Genomic DNA, 17,791 nt, shown 5'->3' with positions numbered 1-17,791 from the left:
TTTCAGGTCACGGCGGGCACCAGCACAACGAGAGCGTCCCAACCGGATGAGCGCCAGTATCGCCATCCCCCGCATTGGGAAACAGCGTGCTACGCTGCACGCATCATGAAGCCTGACTTCACAATCGACCCCGATTCCCTGCCCGCACTGGCCGCCTTCACGCGCGTGGCGCAGCTTGGCGGTTTCACCGCGGCCGCCGCCGCCCTGGGCGTCAGCCCATCGGCCATTTCGCAGACCGTGCGCCATCTGGAAGACCGGCTTGGCGTGCGCCTGCTGCAACGCACGACGCGCCGCGTGGGCCTGACGGAGGCTGGCGCGGCCCTGCTGGCGCGCGTGGCACCGGCGCTGGCCGAAATCCATGCCGCCACCGACGACGTACGCCAGCAGCGCGACGTACCGGTGGGCACGCTGCGGCTCACCAGTTCGCATTCGGCCGTGGTCATCGCGCTGCGGCCCATCCTGACCGATTTCATGCGTGCGTACCCGTCGATATGCGTCGACCTGGTGACCGACGACCGCTTCATCGACCTGATCGCCGAAGGGTTCGATGCCGGCCTGCGCCTGGGCGAAGCCCTGCAGCAGGATATGGTCGCGATTCCTGTCACAGGCCCGCTGCGCATGGTGGTAGCCGCCTCGCCCGACTACCTGGCCGCCCATGGCACGCCGGAAACGCCCCATGACCTGCATCGGCATGCCTGCCTGCAATATCGTTTCGGGCCCACGGGGTCGATGTACCGCTGGGAGTTTTCGCGCGCGGGCGGCCGCCCGTTCACCGTCGACACGCGCCCCGCGCTGATCGCCAACGACAAGACCATGCTGCATCAGGCCGCGCTGGCAGGGCTGGGGCTGGTGTACGAGTTTCCGCACCATATCGCCGGGGCGCTGGCGTCGGGGGCGCTGGTCACCGTGCTCGATGCCTGGACGCCGCCGTTCTCGGGCTTCTACCTCTACTACCCGAGCCGCGCGCTGATGCCGCCCAAGCTGCGCGTGTTCGTCGATTTCCTCAAGGCGCGCGAACTGCCGCAATCCCCGCTGTAGCCTCCGGCCGGCCGCGCGGCATCAGCGGGCATCAGCGCCGCAGCGACGCCTTCTGCGCCGTGGTCTCGCGCACGCTGGCGCCGCGCACTTCGATGCCGATCTCGTGCACCACCTTGCCGCCGGCATCCACCAGCTGCACACGATGCCGTCCCGGCCATGGCAGCCAGCCCACTTGGCCCCCCTTGCCCAGCGGCTTGCCGTCCATGCGCCATGTCACGGCGTTGGCGGTCTGGCCGGTCAGCCCGTCGGCATGGAACCAGACCCGTTGCGCCGCCGGCGGGATATCGGGATCGAGCGCGAAGATCGTGCCGTCCGCCGGGCTGGCAATCGCCGGCGTGCCTGATGTCTTGCCGGGTTTGCCGATGCGGATGTGCGGCACGGCCGTACCCGTCAGAAACACCTCGTCACGCGCGGGCTCCAGGTCGTCCTCGAAATCCAGCGCCACGCGCTCCACACCGGCCGGCATCGCCGGCGCCCGGCTCGGCTTGCCCCGGTGCAGCGCCTCCATGACTTCGTGCCACACGGGCGCCGCGCCCGATACACCGGACACGTCGTGCATGCTCGCGCCGCTCGCGTTGCCCACCCATACGCCTACCGTATAGGCCTGCGACCATCCCACGCACCAGTTATCGCGCATGTCCTTGCTGGTGCCGGTCTTCACCGCCGTCCAGAAACGCGTTGTCAGCGGACTGTCGAGCCCGAACGTGCGCGCCCGCGCATGGCGGTCCGACAGCACGTCGCCGATCACATACGTCGCATCGGCTGTCATCACCGCACGCTTCGCGGGCATCGCGGCACCCGCCGTCATGCGCGGTGCCGAGTACGCGCCCGCATTGGCGAAAGTACGATACGCATTGGTCAGCGACAGCAGCGACACATCGGCACTGCCCAGCGCCAGGCTGTAGCCGTAGTAATCGCCCGACTGCGTTAGCGGCAGCCCCAGCGACACCAGGCGGCGATGGAAGCGATGCGGGGTCACCATGACCAGCGTGCGCACGGCAGGCACGTTGAGCGACGACCCCAGCGCGGCACGCAGGCTGACCCAGCCGGCATAGCGATGATCGTAATTCTGCGGAATATAGAGGCCGCCGCCGGTCGGCAGGTTGACCGGGCGATCGTCGAGCAACGATGCGGCGGTAAGCCGGCGTTCCTCGATCGCCTGCGCATAGAGGAACGGCTTCAGCGTCGATCCGGCCTGCCGCAGTGCGGCCGCATGATCGACCTGTGCCGCCGCCGACAGCACGCCCGACGACCCCACATAGGCCAGCACGTCGCCGCTGGCGTTGTCGATCACCACCACCGCACCGTCCTCGGCATTGCGGCCGGCCAGTTCGCGCAGATGCCGGCCGAGGCTGTCCGCCGCCACGCGTTGCAATTCGGCGTCAAGCGTCGATACGATGCGCGGCGGCAGCGGCTTTCCGGCCGGCGTCGCAGCCCGCGCCTGGGCCACCAGTTGCCGCGCCAGATGCGGTGCCAGCTGGATGTCGCGGCGCGCGTTCATCGCATCGGCCGCCGCGCCCGATGTCTTTGCCAGCACCAGCGTGGTAAAGCCGTCGAGCCCGTCGCATTCGCGCGGCAGCTTCATGTCGCGCAAGATGCCGCAGGCCCGCCTCGACACCTGCAGCGGAGACGCATTCGGGCTGCGCACCAGCGCCACCGCCACCGCCGATTCGCGCGCATCGAGCCCGCTCGGCACCTTGCCGAACAGCGTCTGCGACATCGCCGACAGCCCCACCAGTTCGCCCCGGAACGGCACCAGGTTCAGGTAGGCCTCCAGGATCTGATCCTTGCTCCAGCCGCGCTCCAGCGACGACGCACTGACCACCTGCCCCATCTTCTGCCCGAAACTGCGGCCACGGCCGGCGCGCAGATCGGCATCGAGCAACCCGGCCAACTGCATCGTCAGCGTCGATGCCCCGCGCGTGCGCGTGTTCCAGAGGTTGGCCCACGCCGCCGCGGCCACGCCCTGCCAGTCCACCCCGCTATGCGCATAGAAGCGCCTGTCCTCGGACAGCACGATGGCCGTGCGCAAGGCCGGCGAGGTATCGGTCAGCGTCACCCAGTCGCCACGCCGTGCCTGGAAGTCGTCGCGCACGCGCGCCACGGTCTGCCCGTGCCGATCGGTGACCACGATATCGGCACTGCGCCAGTTGTCGCGCACCTCCCGGAAACCGGGCACGGCATGGGCCGCGCCGGCCGACCACAGCAACAGGCTTGTCACCACCCATGCACTTCGCTTCCATCGCATGCTTCGTCCCGCCTTGCCTCACCAGATGCCTCAATCGTGCGCGTCGCGCCCCGCCACCACACCGGCCACCAGCAGCAGCTGCGCGATGGCGTAGGTCCACCAGATGCCGAGCTGGTATGTGTCGAACGGCGACAGGAATTTCGCCGTGCCGATCAGCGCGTCGGACACCACAAAGCACAGCGCCCCGAGCGCCGTCAGCGGCGTCGGCAGGCGCGCCAGCAGCGCCGCGCACGCCATGGCGGCCAGCACGCCGATATAGACCGTCACGGGCCACATCAACGGTCCGAGGTTAGGCCAGAAGCGCCCCAGCAACGCACCGGCCGCACCGAGCACCAGCCCGCAGCCCACCAGCCGCTGCGGACGCATGTCGCCGCCCAGTGGCACGAACAGCCGCAGGTAGGCCAGATGCGCCATCAGAAAGGCGCCCAGCCCACCGACGAACGACACCCGGAGCCCCGGCAGCGCCAGCAGAAAATCGCCCAGGCCCGAGAAGACCAGCGCGATCACCAGCCAGCGCCGCTCGGCCGACGGGCGATGGAACCACGCCGCCCGCGCCAGCAGCAGCACCATCGCCGTCTTCCAGACCGGCTGGTACGCGATCTGCCCGGTCAGCGGCGTATTGGGCGGCAGTTCCAGCGACGCCTGGAACAGCAGCACACCGTAGGTGATGCCGGCCAGTGCGCCGGCCATCCACCATTCGCGCACGCGTGGGGGCATCCGCATGGCGATCCAGCTCACTTGGCCGCTCCCACCGTCAGCTTCGCGTTGGGGGTTTCACCGAACACGTCCGGGGCGTACATCGCCTCGACGCGTGTCGGCGGCAGCGCGAACTCGCCCGCGTTGTTGAGCCGCACCGTGTACTCGACCGACAGCCCGCCCTTGGGCACATAGCTGAAGTACTCGCGATAGGCCTCGGGCGTGCGCTCGGTGAAGTCGGACCATGCCGATTTCTGGTCGCGCGTGGCGATCACCGAATCGCGACCCAGGCCGCTGCCCAGGATCGTCGCCCCGGTGGGCACCGGATCGCTGACCACCACCCAGGTCATGCCGGCTTGCGCGTCGATGTCGAGCTTGACGCGATAGGTGTCGCCACGCGACCACTTGCCCGCAACGGCCTGCTCCACCGGCGTGACGCTGCGGCGGATGCGATAGCCCGCCGCCACCGGCTCGCGCAGCGGCACGGCGGCCAGCACCCGCACCGTGGCCCACGGACGGCCCGTGCCCTGCTGCTCCACCTGCAGCGCAGCGGGCGCGCTGGCGGAGGCCGCCGGCCACGGCAGCTCCACCATGCCGCTGGCCACGCCGTCCTGATGCGTCGCCCTGGACCAGTCGAACGTGCGCGACACCTCGCCAAGCGTGGCACGCGCACTGCCCGCCACGGGCGTCTTCTCGTAGGCCTGCGCATAGCGGCGGATCGCCATCACGCCCCAGGCGTTCGAAGTGGTCGTCGACCACGCCCCACGCGTCTGGCGGCCCAGCAGGCCCGTTACCAGCTGCGGCACGTCTTCCTTCCAGGCCGGTAGCTGCGACGCCAGCGCCAGCAGCTTCGCCGCGTTGACGTCGCCGCCCGCCATCAGCCACCACCAGTTGTCGGCGCGCTCGGTCGAGAACACCAGGCGTGTGCCCTGCACCGTCAGGCGGCTGCGCAACAGTTGCGTGGCATCGGCCATGCGCTTGTCGCGCTCGGGGATGTCCTGCACGCGCGACAGGATGCCCAGCCAGTCGATCAGCGCCGACGTCGGCCACTGATCCGGCAGGATCTGGATCGATCCCAGCATGCGGCCCTGCGCCTTGCCACTGCGCGACAGCGCCTCGATGGCCGCCAGCTTGCGCACGTCCAGATCCATCGTCGCCGACGACGGGGCCCAGCGCGGCGGCGCGATGCGCCCTTCGACAAACGCCGTCAGGCCACGCTCCATCTGGTCGCGCTGTGCGTCGGGAATGCGCATCGGCAGCCCTGCGCGCGACGCCTCGTCGGCAATCGCCAGCAGGTAGGCCGTCAGCACTTCGCTGCCCGACTCGCTGTCGCTGCGCAGCGGGAAGTACGACGCCAGCCCGTTCGTGTCGAGGTACGACGGCAGCTGCGCCATCAGCGCATCCCAGGCCGCCGCATCGCCCAGCCCGAGCGATTTCGACGATCGCTGCTCCAGGCAGCTGAACGGATAGTTGCGGAACCATTCCCGCACGCCAGGCATGCCGCCGGCCAGTGAGGACTGCAGCGTCACCTGCATGCCGCCGCGCAGCTTGCCGGACGGATCGGCCAGCGCACCGGCCGGCCCCTGCACCGGCACCGACAGGTTCGGCGTCAGCTGCGCCAGCGTCGCCTGCTGCACGGTCACCGGCACGGCCGGCACGATCTGCTGCGACACCTTGAGCTTGTCGCTGGCGCCGCCCGTGCCCTTCTCGGCGGCGGCCACCTCCCACAGGATCGTGCCGCTGCGGCTGTACGCCAGCAGCGCGGGCGCGGTGACGTCCCAGCCGATCTCGCGGGCCTCGCCGGCGGGAATCTGCACGGTCTGCGCCGGCAGCGTCTGCGCGTCCACCAGCGTGGCGCGTGCCGTGGCTTCCACGGTCATCGCGCGCTGCGTGGTGTTGCGCAGCGTGAACATCGCGCGATACTTGTCGTCCTCGCGTACCAGCAGTGGCAGGCCCGAGATCATCTGCAGGTCCTGCGTCGCGGCGATGCTGGCGCTGCCGCTGTCGAAGCGGTTCACGCCCAGATCGGCCACGGCGACGATGCGGAAGCTGGTCAGCGAATCGTTGAGCGGCACCTCGAGCGTGGCCTTGCCTTCGCCGTCCAGCTGCACGCGCGGATTCCACAGCAGCAGCGTGTCGAACAGCTCGCGCGTGGGGCTCTTGCCCCCGCCGCCGCCCGCCGGCACCGCCTTGCGCCCATAGTGGCGGCGGCCAATGATTTCCATCTGGGCCGTCGAGGTTTCCACGCCATAGCTGCGCGGCTGCACCATGGCGTCGAGCAGGTTCCAGCTCGTGTTCGGCATCAGTTCCAGCAGCGCCTGGTCCACGGCGGCCAGCGCCACCTCGCCGTTGGCCGCCGGCTTGCCGTCGGGCAGCCTGACCTGCACCGTCACGCGCGCCTTGCCCCGCACCGGGTAGCTCGCCTTGTCCGGTGTCACGCTCACGTCGAGCCGGTACGCCTCGTTGCCGACGTGGATCTGCGCCAGCCCCAGCCGGAACGCCGGCTTCGACAGATCAACCAGCGGCGACGGCGCCACGTACTCGCGCCCTTCGCTGCGGAACGCGTGCCACCAGTCCAGCGGCTGGCGCCATCCCCACTGGAAGAACGAGTACCACGGCACTTCGCGCAGTCGGCCACGCAGGCTCAGCACCGACACGTAGACGTTCGGCCCCCATTCCGGCTTGACCTTGAGCTTGATCGTCGGATCGCTGCCGTTCAGCTCCACCACCTGCGTATCGAGGATGCCCTCGCGTTCCACGGCCACCAGCGCCGTGGCGCGGCGGAACGGCATGCGCACCTGGAACACGGCGGTGTCGCCGGGCGCGTACGCCTTCTTTTCGGGCAGCACGTCCATGCGGTCGTGGTTCTCGCCACCGAACCAGAGTTCGCCCTGGCGCGTGACCCATACCGTCGTGCCGGCTTGCGCCGAGCGGCCGTCGGCATCGCGCGCACTGGCGATCAACTCCACTTCACCGGCCTGGGATAATTCCAGCTCGCAGCGTGCGCGGCCCTGGGCATCGGTACGCGCATCGCACACCACGCCAAGGTCCTTGGTCTCGCTGCGGTTGTCGTAGCGGTAGAAGCCGCCCACCACGCGCTTGCGCGCCGACGTGGTGATGCGCGCGCGTGCCTTGATTTGCACCGGCGATTCGGCCACCGGCTTGCCCTGGGTATCCAGCACCACGGTGTGCGCCGCCAGCTTCTGGCTGACCGATACCCAGTTGGCCGCGCGAATGCCCACCACCACGGCCGACGGCCACAGCGGCACCGTCTGGCGTAGCGTCTGGATCTCGCCGTTCGGGTCGGCAAAGCCGGCCTCCAGCACCAGATCGCGCGGGGCATCGACCTTCGGCAGGTTCTTCACCGTCAGCTTGCCGTTGCCATCCTTGTCCAGCGTCAGCGGCAGCTTGTCGGCCACGAGCTTTTCGGATTCGTCGTGCGATCCTTCGCTGTCCTGGTCGTCTTCCTCGTCGCCACTGCCGCTCTGCCGCTGCGCACGCGGCGGGTTGAACGCGTAGTCGTCGTAGTCCGGGAAGTCCACCGCCTTGCTGCGCATCAGCGCGGACAGGCGCACCGGCAGGCCGGCCGCACCGCCGCCGTTGAGGTAGTGGATCTCCACGCCCACCGGCACCTCCGCAGGCGCCACTAGCGCATTGCCCTTGGCCTTGGGGTCCTTGGTCACCGACAACGTGCCGGACAGCACCGGCAGCCGGAAGGCCTCGACGCGGAAACTGCCGCTATCGAGCGTGCGGTCGTTGTCGTAGACCAGCGCCACGCCGTAGACGCCCAGCTTGGCCGACGACGGCACCTGGAATGCGTTCTCGGCACTGCGCCCGCCCGTGGCGGTGGTGCGCCAGGCGAGCGGCATCTCGTACTTCTGGCCGGTGCCTACATGGGTGATCAGCAGCTTCGCCGGCATGGCCTGCGGCAGCGCAAAGCCCTGCGCGGTCTCGTTACGGATCAGGTGCTTCATCGATACCGTTTCGCCGGCGCGCAGCAGCGTGCGGTCGAACACGGTATGGGCACGCACGGTCTGCTTCGGGCTCAGATCGGTGGGCACGTTGAAGCGCCACGTCTCGATGCCGCGATTCCAGTCCGACATGACAAAGGCCATGTCGGCCTTGCCGCGCGCCTGGGCATGGTCGGCCGCGATGCGGGCCGACACGAAATAGCCGTCCATGCCGTTGGCGCAGTCCTTGTAGCGACGGTCGGCCAGCTTGGCGAAGCGCGCCACGCCGGTGGCGTCGGTGGTGCCCTGCCCCAGCAGCTCGCCCTCGCAACTGCGGACGGCTACCCTGGCGTTGGCCACGGGCTTGCCGTCATCGAGCGTGGTCACCCACGCCAGGCCGCTCATGTCGCCGTCGCCCTCGCCACGTGCCAGCTTGAAATGCACGCCAAGGTTGGTGACCAGTGCCGCCGTACGCACGTACATCGGCGCCTTCTTGCCGAGCAGCGCCTCGCCCAGCATCGGCGAGGCGATCTCCACCACGTGGAAACCGGGTTCGGGCAACGGAATGCCGACCACCTCGAACGGGCGCGGCGTGGTGTCGGTGGACTTCGGAATGGCCAGTGTCCTGGCGCCAGCCACGCCTTCGAGCAGCGACACCGAGCGCGTCTCGATGGACGGGGCGTTGCGCGGGCTCTGGACGGAATACGGTGCCTGACCCGCGCGGATGGCGGCGATCTGCTCGCGGGTCCAGCTGTTCTCGTGCATGCGCTTGACCATGCCGAACCAGCGCAGGATGGCGCCGTCGTCATCGACCTTGAGCCGCGCCACGGTGCCGGCCTCGGCGCGCACGGCCAGTGTGGGCAGGTCGGCTTCGACATTGCGCAGCGTCACGGGCAGCAGCGGCGGATAGTCGTTTGCCGATTTTCCGCGCGGCAGGTCGGCAAAGCGTTCGACCACGCCAAACGGCGCGGCGGCGAACTTGGCCAGCGGCGGCAGCGCCGCCGTGGTGAGCTTGATCGGGAACAGGTCGGCGTTGCTGAGCGTCCGGCCGCTTTCGTCCTTGAGATCCTTCGGCGCCTCGATCGTCAGGCTGGCCTTTTCCGGGAACGGACCCTTGAACGTGACGGTGGATACCGGCGCATCGGGCGCCTCGTCCGGATCGAACGACGGGGTCTTCGGACCGGACGGCGTCTTCATCACGATGCCTTCGGCCGCCTTACGCGAAATCGGCGCGGTGAATGTGACGGTCATTGGCCGCAGCGGCGTGCAGGGAGCTTCGGCACGCTCGCGCTCGCAGGTAAAGCCCGCAGCAAAGGGGTCGCGCACCTGGAAGTCGAAGCGGCGGGCCGCCGTGGTGGCCAGGCCCGACGGGGTGGCAATGCCCGCATCGAGCACCAGTTGCATGCGTGCGCCCGCAGGCAGGCGCTGCTGGCAGGCCAGCAGATGCACGGCATCGCCGTCGCGCTTGACCACTTCCTTCCAGTGCAGCGCCTCGATGACGCTGTCGCGTTCCTTGCCCGCCAGCAGCCGCACGGGAATACGTTCGCCCAGCCCTTCGGCCTGGCACCAGGCATGGGACCGGATCGACCCGGCCGTGGCCGCGCCGTTGAAGCGCAGCGCAAAGACCTGGTCTTCCTCGACCTGGCCGCCCGACGGGCGCGCGGCGATCACGATCGGACCGCCCGTTTCGAACCGGTATTCGGATTTGCCGGCGAACGCCTTGCCAGCCACGCTCTTGAGGGCCGGGGTGATCTGTACGGTGCATCGCACGCCGGGCGGCAGGTCACGCTCGAAGTCGTAGACCCAGTTCGTGGCATTGACCCAGCGCCCGCTGCCGCCGACGCCGCCCACGCACGACACCGATGCCGGCGCGGCAGCCTTGAGGTCGCCCATCGGCACCATCGGTTCGTCGAACCGGATGGCCACCTGGCGCACCTGCGGGTTCACCCCTTCGGGTGAGAAACGCGTGATCTGCGCGGCCGATGCGGCCGGCGCCCATGTCAACGCACTGAATACCAGACCTGCTGCGGTGGCCGTGGCCGCCGTGGCGATCCTCCCGATCATGCTGCCTTCTCCCGAATTGGCTCCGCGCGAGCGTGACATGCGCGGGTGGCAAGCGCAAGCCTCTGCACATTTCAGGAGAAGTCCTTTGGTTTAACGCAAATGTGACAGTGGAAGCGGTCCTTCGCGCTTGAGCGCGGTCAGGACGATGTTCGACCGCACGCTCTCCACGCCCGGCACGCGCATCAGCCGCTTCATCGTGAAATCGGCCAGCGTGGGCAGGTCGGCCACAACCACCCGAATCAGGTAATCGGCCTCGCCGGCGACCGAATAGCACTCCTGCACCTCTTCGAGCAGCAGGATTTCCTCGGCGAAGCGTTCGACCATGGTGTCGCCATGATGCGCCAGCTTCACGCTGATAAAGACCATCACGCCCAGCCCCAGCGCCTGTGGCGACAGGTTCACCCGGTAGCCGGTGATCACGCCGTCGGCTTCCAGTCGGGCCAGGCGCCGGCCTACCTGGCTGGCCGACAGGTGTACCCGTTCGGCCAGTTGCTGATGGGTGGAGCGGCCGTCAGCCTGCAGGGCGGCCAGCAGGGCCAGGTCATAGGGGTCCAGGTTGGCTTGGTTCATGTCCGCATATATCCCGCATCGATCTTTGTGTATGTGCGGATTATATGCACGGAGACGGCGGATAACGTGGATTTTGCGGCCATCCTGCGGAGTCCGCTCGCTAGACTATGCATAAATTCCGCATCCGATCGGAACACAGACCACAAGTTTGGAGACGCAACGCATGACGCCCTCGGCCGCCACCCTCGACACCGGCAACTTTGCCGGCACGATGACCGCCAAGCTCAAGGAACAGTTCGATGCCGGCCTGCTGTCCGGCCAGGAACTGCGCCCCGACTTCACCATCGCCCAGCCGGTGCACCGCTATACCGACACCGACCACGCGATATGGCGCAAGCTGTACGACCGCCAGGCGTCGATGCTGCAAGGCCGGGTTTGCGACGAATTCCTGCAGGGCCTGGCCACGCTGGGCATGGCGCGCGACCGCGTGCCCGAGTTCGACCAGCTCAACGACATGCTGATGCGCGCCACGGGCTGGCAGGTGGTGGCCGTGCCCGGGCTGGTGCCGGACGAGGTGTTCTTCGAACATCTGGCGAATCGGCGATTCCCGGCGAGCTGGTGGATGCGCAAGCCGGAACAGCTCGACTATCTGCAGGAGCCCGACTGCTTCCACGACGTGTTCGGCCACGTGCCGCTGCTGATCAATCCGATCTTCGCCGACTACATGGAGGCGTACGGCAAGGGTGGTCTCAAGGCGGCGCGGCTGGGTGCGCTGGACATGCTGGCGCGCCTGTACTGGTACACGGTGGAGTTCGGCCTGATCCGCACGCCGCAGGGCCTGCGCATCTTCGGCGCGGGCATCCTGTCCAGCCAGGGCGAGTCGGTCTACAGCCTCGATTCGGCCAGCCCGAACCGCATCGGCTTCGACCTGCACCGGATCATGCGCACCCGGTACCGCATCGACACGTTCCAGAAAACGTACTTTGTGATCGACAGCTTCGAACAGCTGTTCGATGCCACGCGCCCGGACTTCACCGACATCTACCCGGCGCTGCGCGCGCTGCCGACGCTGGGCGCCGGCGACATCGTCGCGGGCGACCAGGTCATCAACGTTGGCACCCGCGAGGGCTGGGCCAGCAGCGACGATATCTGACGCGCCGCGCGGGGCGAAGGCCGCTGCCCGCCCGCGGCCCCGCCCGTTATCCCACTTTGTGAAACAATGCCGGCATGCCCTGGCCGCCGGTCATCCGGTGTGCGCCGGGGCGGGCCGGCTTTTGTCGTGTTCCCCGTGCAGCCACAGACAACCCTTCAGATCGAGCCCATCATGACCCCTCTTTCGCAAGACGCCCGCCAGCCGCTGCTGGCAACCCTGCCGGGCTGGACCCCGGTCCAGGACCGCGATGCCATCCGGAAATCGTTCAAGTTCGCCGATTTCAACGCGGCATTCGGCTTCATGACCCGCGTGGCGCTGCAGGCCGACAAGGTGGACCATCATCCCGAGTGGTTCAACGTGTACAACCGCGTGGACATCACGCTGTCCACCCACGACGCCAACGGCCTGACCCAGCGCGATATCGACCTGGCCCGCTTCATCGAACAGGCCGCCGCCGGCCTGGCACGCTGAACGCGGCGCCGGGGCCCGGCTGTAGGGCAACTGAAAGGCAGGCCGCGGGCCTGCCCTGTACAATCGGCGACATTGTTTTCCATCCAATGTCACCTGTACCGCCATGCGTATCCTGCTGATCGAGGACGACCGTCAAATCGCCAGCGGCGTGGAAGCCGGGTTGGCCCGCGCCGGCCATCAGGTACGCGTGGTGCATGACGGCGTCTACGCCACCGACCACCTGCTCAAGGAGCAGCACGACCTTGTCATCCTGGATCTGGGCCTGCCCGGCATCGACGGCATGACGCTGCTGGCGCGCTACCGTGCCCGCAATCGCACGACCCCCGTGCTGATCCTGACCGCGCGCGACGAGCTCGAAGACAAGCTGTCGGGCCTGAACGCGGGCGCCGACGACTACCTGGTCAAGCCCTTCGCCCTGCCCGAACTGGAAGCCCGCGTGCGCGTGCTGCTGCGCCGCAGCCAGCACGGCGAAGCCGCGCCGGAACGCGACGTGCGCCTGGGCCGGCTGCGGCTGTCGGGCAACGACCGCCGCATGTTCGTCGATGGCCGCCCGCTGGAACTGTCGCCGCGCGAGTTTGCCGTGCTGGAACTGCTGCTCCAGCGCCAGGGCCGTGTGGTCAGCAAGGCGCAGCTGCAGGACCACCTGGCCACCTTCGCGCACCCGGCCGGCGAAGGCGGCGACACGGTGGGCGACACCGCGATCGAGGTCTACGTGCATCGCGTGCGCAAGAAGCTCGAGGATGCCGACGTCGAGATCGTGACGGTGCGCGGCTTCGGTTATCTGCTACAAATCCGCGCGGGCCACTGAGCCCGACCGGCACGCGCCGCCCGGGTGGCGGCCGCCTTCAACGGAAGTCCTGACCCGCCATGTGGCCGCGTTCGCAATCTTCTTCTGCCCCGCCTGGCGATGCGAGCGCCACGGGCAAGCGCACACGCGGCGGACGCAGCCGTGCCGGCGCGGCGGCCCGCGGCACATCGAACCCGAGCCTGCGCATCCACCTGCTGCGCGCGCTGGCCACGCCGCTGTTCGCGCTGGTGCTGACCAGCGGATCGCTGTCGTACTGGCTGGCGGCGCACTACACCACGCAGGTCTTCGATCGCGCACTCTATGGCGTGGCCAACAACATTGCCCAGCAGATCCGCATTGCGGGCCCGCGGCTGGAGCAGGACATCCCGATCATCGCCCAGACGCTGGTCGAGGCCGAGGGCACCGACCGCATCTACTGGCGCATTCATGGTCCGGACGGGCTGATCGGCGGCATGGACACCTGGCTGGGCTACGGCACGGGCCAGACGTCGCTGCACGATGCCCGCCTGTTCTACGCGTGGTTCAGCGGCCGCCAGGTGCGCGCGGTGCGCCTGCCGGTGAGCCTGCCCAGCCCGGCCGCCGACGAACTGGCAACGACGCCGTCCGAGGCGCAGATCCCGCGCGGGCCGATCGTGGTCGAGGTGGCCGAACTGCTGGACCGGCGCGAAACGGCCGCCAACGAGATCCTGCTGTCGGTGTCGGTGCCGCTGATCCTGCTGCTGCTGGTGGGCAGCCTGATCTTGTCGCACGTGCTCAAGGAAGAACTGGTGCCGCTGCAGATCCTGACCGACAAGCTGAACCGCCAGACCGCGCGGTCCCTGGCGGCGCTGGACGAGACCCAGGTGCCGGCCGAGGTGGAGCCGCTGATCCGCGCCCTGAACGCGCTGCTGTCGCGCCTGCGCGATGCCCTGGATGCCCAGCGCAAGTTCATCGCCGACGCCGCACACCAGTTGCGCACGCCGCTGACGGCGGTGAAGCTTCATGCCGACCGCGCCGTGGAAGCCGATTCGCTCGATGTGGCGCGTCATGCGCTGCGCGAGGTGCAAACCGCCGCCGACCGCGCGGTGCGGCTGTCGAACCAGCTGCTGTCGCTGGCGCGCGCGGAGCCCGGCCTGTCGCTGGAGCGGCTGGGACCGGTCGAACACTTCGACCTGGCGGAACTGGCGTTCGAGATTGGCGCGGAATGGGTGCCGCAGGCACTGGCGCGGCGTGTGGACCTGGGCTTCGAGGTCCTGCCCGGCCCCACGTTCACCGGCGGCGCCCCGGCCGTGGTGCGCGGCAACCGGCTGCTCATGCGCGAGGCGCTGTCCAACCTGATCGATAACGCGGTGAAGTATGTGCCGGCCGGTGGACGCATTACGGTGCGCGCCGGCGGCGAGGCCATGGGCCACCGTGGCATGGCCGTGGTGATGGTGGAAGACAACGGCCCCGGCATTCCGCCGGCCCGCCGCGAGGAGGTCTTCAAACGCTTCTTCCGCGGCGATCACACACCTGGCACGCCCGCCCTGCAGGCCTCGCCCGGTGGGGCCGGCCTGGGTCTGGCCATCGTGCACGAGATCATCACGCTGCACCAGGGCACGATCCGGATCGAGGATGTGCCGGCGTCGGCCGGGTCCGCCGCTTCCGCCCCGGTCACGGCCGCCATGGCCGGCGGTCTGGACGATGGCGCCGGCGCGGTTTCGCCGCATGCCCCGGCATCGCCGGAAGCGTCCGCCTTGTCGAATGCGCCGGCACGCCGCGCGTCGATGCGCTTCGTGATCCGGATCCCGTGCGAGGCACCCGGCACCACACCGGCCTGATCCGGGCCGGGCGGCTTCTTATTTACCCGACTTCTCCTTGGGCGCCAGCATCGTGCCGCGGCACTTCGGGCTGCCGCAACGGCATTCGTATTCCTTCTTCAGCTTCTTCGTATAGCGCGCATCAATGACCAGGCCGTAGTCATAGAACAGCTCTTCGCCCGCGGCGATATCGCGCAGGGCGTGGATGAAGACGCGCCCCTTCTTCTCGCGCGCTTCGCAGTTCGGGTCGCAGGCGTGGTTGATCCAGCGCGCCCGGTTGCCGCCGAACTTGGCATCGATGACGTTGCCGTCGTCCAGGCTGAAATAGAACGTGTGGTTTGGGTCCGCCGGATCGTGCGGGTGGCGCTTCAGGGCTTCCTTCCAGGAAATGTGCTCGCCCTTGTACTCGATCACGCGCTCGCCTGCCGCAATGGCGCCAATCGCGTAGACGCCCTTGCCATGCACGCCCGACTGGCGCACCTCGATACGGTCGCTGGCGGTCTTCTTCCTGCCCGCCTGCCCTTTCTGTTCCTTGGCGTCGTTGGCCTTGTCCGACATGTCTGATGTTCCTGCGGTGGTGGGCCGGTCCAGTCCGGCGAACCGGATGATACCCGTGCGGCTGTGTCAGGTATACGCATCGGCGCTTGACCAGGCCCGGCACGTTTACCAGGGCCGGCGACGTATACCGGCCGGTGCCAATGTGGATAACCGGGGCCATTTTTGTGGATAAGCGCATGGGTTTGGTGTGGGCTGCCTGGGGCTGGCATGGGGAACGTATACGAACAACCTGGCAGGTATACGTCCCTCATCCCATCCCGAAGGATGAGTCATCCACGCGCGCCAACATGTCATCCCTGTCCTTTCGGTATACGTAAACGGTTGATCTGATTGGCGTATACCGGGTTATCCACAGAAAGGCAGGGGGTTTACCTATCACTACTATCTGTATACATGAAAGAAAGATGTAAACCATACGCAGGAGTACCGCCGCCGGGGCGTATACCGCGAATGTCCGAAGCCACGCGCGCGCTCCCCTTGCGATCGGCACGTTTTCACGCACGATGAAAAATTGGGCAGGCCCCAAGGGGCATGAAGGCAGCGGTATACGTCGTCGCCTGAGGCCTGGTCGCCACAATGAGGCGCTCGACAGCCTTGCGGCGCCGTATACGGCCCTCTCCGGGCCTCTCGGGGCGTATACGCGCTCCCGACCTACCCGAGGCTGTCCTCGCTGCCAGAACGCGTTCTGGAGCGTCCTGGGGCGTATACGTGGCTCCGAGGCCGTATACCGCGCCTCGCCGCCCCCTGCCGAACCCTGGCGTATACCGGCGCGCCAGGCGCGTGCTTCTTCGTAAAAAACCCGCCAACGTTGACCTGACGCGGCCTGCACGCCAGGGGCCGGTAACAAACTGTTCCCGGTGCGGCGTGTCCGACACGGTATGATGTGGCCCGCGGCGTCTTTGCCGGCGCGGCTTCCAGCGAAGTCGCCGGCCCGGACGTCAGTGTTTTTTCAACTCGATACGGAGTGAAGCATGACGAAAACTGAACTGATCGACGCGATCGCAGCAGGCGTGGACGGTCTGACCAAGGCCAAGGCCGAACAGGCCCTGAATGTGACCCTGAACGCCATCATGGATGCCGTGGCCAAGGGCGAGACCCTCAGCCTGATCGGCTTCGGTACCTTCAGCAAGGGCGAACGTGGCGAGCGCATGGCCCGCAACCCGCGCACCGGCGAAGAAATCAAGGTGGAAGCTGCGAAGACCGTGAAGTTCAAGGCAGGTCAGAAGTTCAAGGACGCCGTCAACCAGTAATGCCGACGGGCAAGCTTGTCGCCCGGTTCGCATGACCCCGCCGTGCCGCCGCCATAGCCCGAAAGCGGCGCAGGTGCGCAGCGCGCGGGGACGTTATCCACACCATTTTTCCCCCAGCTCCGCGTGGAGAATCGCACAGTTGGCCAGGTCCCTTCACAGGCCTGCCGCGACCACGCGAAAATGTCATCCACGCTTGGCTAATCAAGGCCTTGCGCGAGATCAGGAATCACGAGCCTGACATGTCGTTCCGCTTGCCGCAGCGCACATTTCCACAGCCTTATTCACAGCAGTTTCCACACAAACTTCCACAGCATTCTCCACAGGCACGCACGCGTACCTGGCAGGGTGTGATGGCGGTGGTGGCGCTGGCCGTCCTGTGCGGTTGCAGTACCTCGCCGACGCGTACGGCCCGCCCGCAGGCCGTGCCCTTGCCCGACTACGGGCGCGTGGCCACGCCGCCCGGCGCCACGGCGCGTGAGCGGATCGTCGATATTGCCCTGCAGGAATGGCGCAAGTGGGGCAGCCAGGTGGTGCGCATCGGTCGTGACGATTCGGCGTGCGTCACCCAGAGTCCGTTGCCCGCCCCGGCGGCCGCGCTGCCGGCCAATGGCGCCGGGGGCCAGGGCACGGCGATGCAGCCGTCGGCCGACATCGATATGGAAGAGGATGGCGACAGCCAATGCCTGCGGTTTCCCGACGGCACCGGCATGGAGGCCACGCCGCAGGGATGCCGGATGGCCCAGCGTTACTGGGCCATCGTCGGCGAGGCGCCGGACTGCCGCCAGGTCACGCAGGGCGCGTGGGCGTGGTCGGCCGTGTTTATTTCCTGGGTGATGCGCAAGGCCGGGCTCGATAACGACCAGTTCCTGACGGGCCAGTCCCATTCGATGTACGTGGTGGACGCGCGCGATGGCATCCTGCCGCGTCCGGCGTTCCATGTGGAGCGGGTGCCCGCCGTGCCGCGCCCTGGCGACATGATCTGCGCGGGCCGCGGGCGCGACAAATATCTTTCGGATCCGTCCGAAATCGGCTTTGGCACCACGCCCATGCATTGCGACATCGTGGTCGAGGTGGATCGTGCCGCCAATGTGGTCAAGGCCATCGGCGGCAACGTCCAGCAGTCGGTGTCGATGGATGTGATCGACCTGAACGACGCGGGCCAGCTTGACGGCTTTACGAATTCGCACATGCCGTGGCTGCTGATCCTGCGTAACGACCTGCAGTGAACGCAGTCATCACTGCCGCCGCCAGGCCGATTCGGTACCGG

At 68.0% G+C, this 17,791-nt stretch carries 12 protein-coding genes; 7 read left to right on the top strand and 5 right to left on the bottom strand.

What is annotated here, in order from left to right:
• Positions 1–105: 105 nt before the first annotated feature.
• Positions 106–1,038, top strand: a complete 933-nt coding sequence (locus AC24R4_RS16955; RefSeq protein WP_400391463.1) for a LysR family transcriptional regulator — start codon at positions 106–108, stop codon at positions 1,036–1,038.
• 31 nt (positions 1,039–1,069) lie between these two features.
• On the opposite strand, the gene pbpC is transcribed toward AC24R4_RS16955, so the two are convergent.
• From pbpC to AC24R4_RS16935, 4 genes are all read right to left on the bottom strand, one after another.
• Positions 1,070–3,286 carry a penicillin-binding protein 1C gene (gene pbpC, locus AC24R4_RS16950; RefSeq protein WP_400391465.1) on the bottom strand — a complete coding sequence of 739 codons (2,217 nt, stop codon included), beginning with the start codon at positions 3,284–3,286 and terminating at the stop codon, positions 1,070–1,072.
• Between the two features lie 30 nt (positions 3,287–3,316).
• Positions 3,317–4,024, bottom strand: coding sequence for a lysoplasmalogenase (locus tag AC24R4_RS16945; protein ID WP_487523381.1), 708 nt, complete (start codon positions 4,022–4,024; stop codon positions 3,317–3,319).
• Complete coding sequence (locus tag AC24R4_RS16940) at positions 4,021–9,996, bottom strand: alpha-2-macroglobulin family protein (RefSeq protein ID WP_400391470.1); 5,976 nt, start codon at positions 9,994–9,996, stop codon at positions 4,021–4,023. Before AC24R4_RS16940 ends, AC24R4_RS16945 begins: the two co-directional genes overlap by 4 nt.
• A 90-nt stretch (positions 9,997–10,086) precedes the next feature.
• Complete coding sequence (locus AC24R4_RS16935) at positions 10,087–10,566, bottom strand: Lrp/AsnC family transcriptional regulator (protein WP_092600716.1); 480 nt, start codon at positions 10,564–10,566, stop codon at positions 10,087–10,089.
• Between the two features lie 163 nt (positions 10,567–10,729).
• Between AC24R4_RS16935 and phhA the strand changes: the two genes are divergently transcribed.
• The 4 genes from phhA to AC24R4_RS16915 all read left to right on the top strand — a co-directional run bounded on the left by phhA (position 10,730) and on the right by AC24R4_RS16915 (position 14,737).
• Positions 10,730–11,659, top strand: coding sequence for a phenylalanine 4-monooxygenase (gene phhA, locus AC24R4_RS16930; RefSeq protein WP_400391473.1), 930 nt, complete (start codon positions 10,730–10,732; stop codon positions 11,657–11,659).
• Between the two features lie 168 nt (positions 11,660–11,827).
• Positions 11,828–12,130 (top strand): 4a-hydroxytetrahydrobiopterin dehydratase, encoded by a 303-nt coding sequence (locus AC24R4_RS16925; RefSeq protein ID WP_400391476.1) that lies wholly within the window; start codon positions 11,828–11,830, stop codon positions 12,128–12,130.
• 103 nt (positions 12,131–12,233) lie between these two features.
• The gene (locus tag AC24R4_RS16920) at positions 12,234–12,938 is read left to right on the top strand and encodes a response regulator transcription factor (protein WP_153946304.1); all 705 of its coding nucleotides are present in this window, start codon (positions 12,234–12,236) and stop codon (positions 12,936–12,938) included.
• A gap of 59 nt (positions 12,939–12,997) precedes the next feature.
• Positions 12,998–14,737 (top strand): sensor histidine kinase N-terminal domain-containing protein, encoded by a 1,740-nt coding sequence (locus AC24R4_RS16915; RefSeq protein WP_487523380.1) that lies wholly within the window; start codon positions 12,998–13,000, stop codon positions 14,735–14,737.
• A gap of 18 nt (positions 14,738–14,755) precedes the next feature.
• Here the strand turns inward: AC24R4_RS16915 and AC24R4_RS16910 are convergent, their stop codons facing one another.
• Complete coding sequence (locus AC24R4_RS16910; protein WP_400396283.1) at positions 14,756–15,274, bottom strand: SET domain-containing protein; 519 nt, start codon at positions 15,272–15,274, stop codon at positions 14,756–14,758.
• Between the two features lie 971 nt (positions 15,275–16,245).
• Between AC24R4_RS16910 and AC24R4_RS16905 the strand changes: the two genes are divergently transcribed.
• A complete protein-coding gene (locus AC24R4_RS16905; RefSeq protein ID WP_066737795.1) occupies positions 16,246–16,524 on the top strand; it encodes an HU family DNA-binding protein in 279 nt (92 codons plus the stop codon).
• A gap of 239 nt (positions 16,525–16,763) precedes the next feature.
• Complete coding sequence (locus AC24R4_RS16900; protein ID WP_487523379.1) at positions 16,764–17,750, top strand: DUF2272 domain-containing protein; 987 nt, start codon at positions 16,764–16,766, stop codon at positions 17,748–17,750.
• Positions 17,751–17,791 lie beyond the last annotated feature (41 nt).

It is taken from the genome of Cupriavidus sp. CER-90 (genome assembly GCF_057652055.1).
This window is presented reverse-complemented; position numbering and strand designations above follow the sequence as displayed.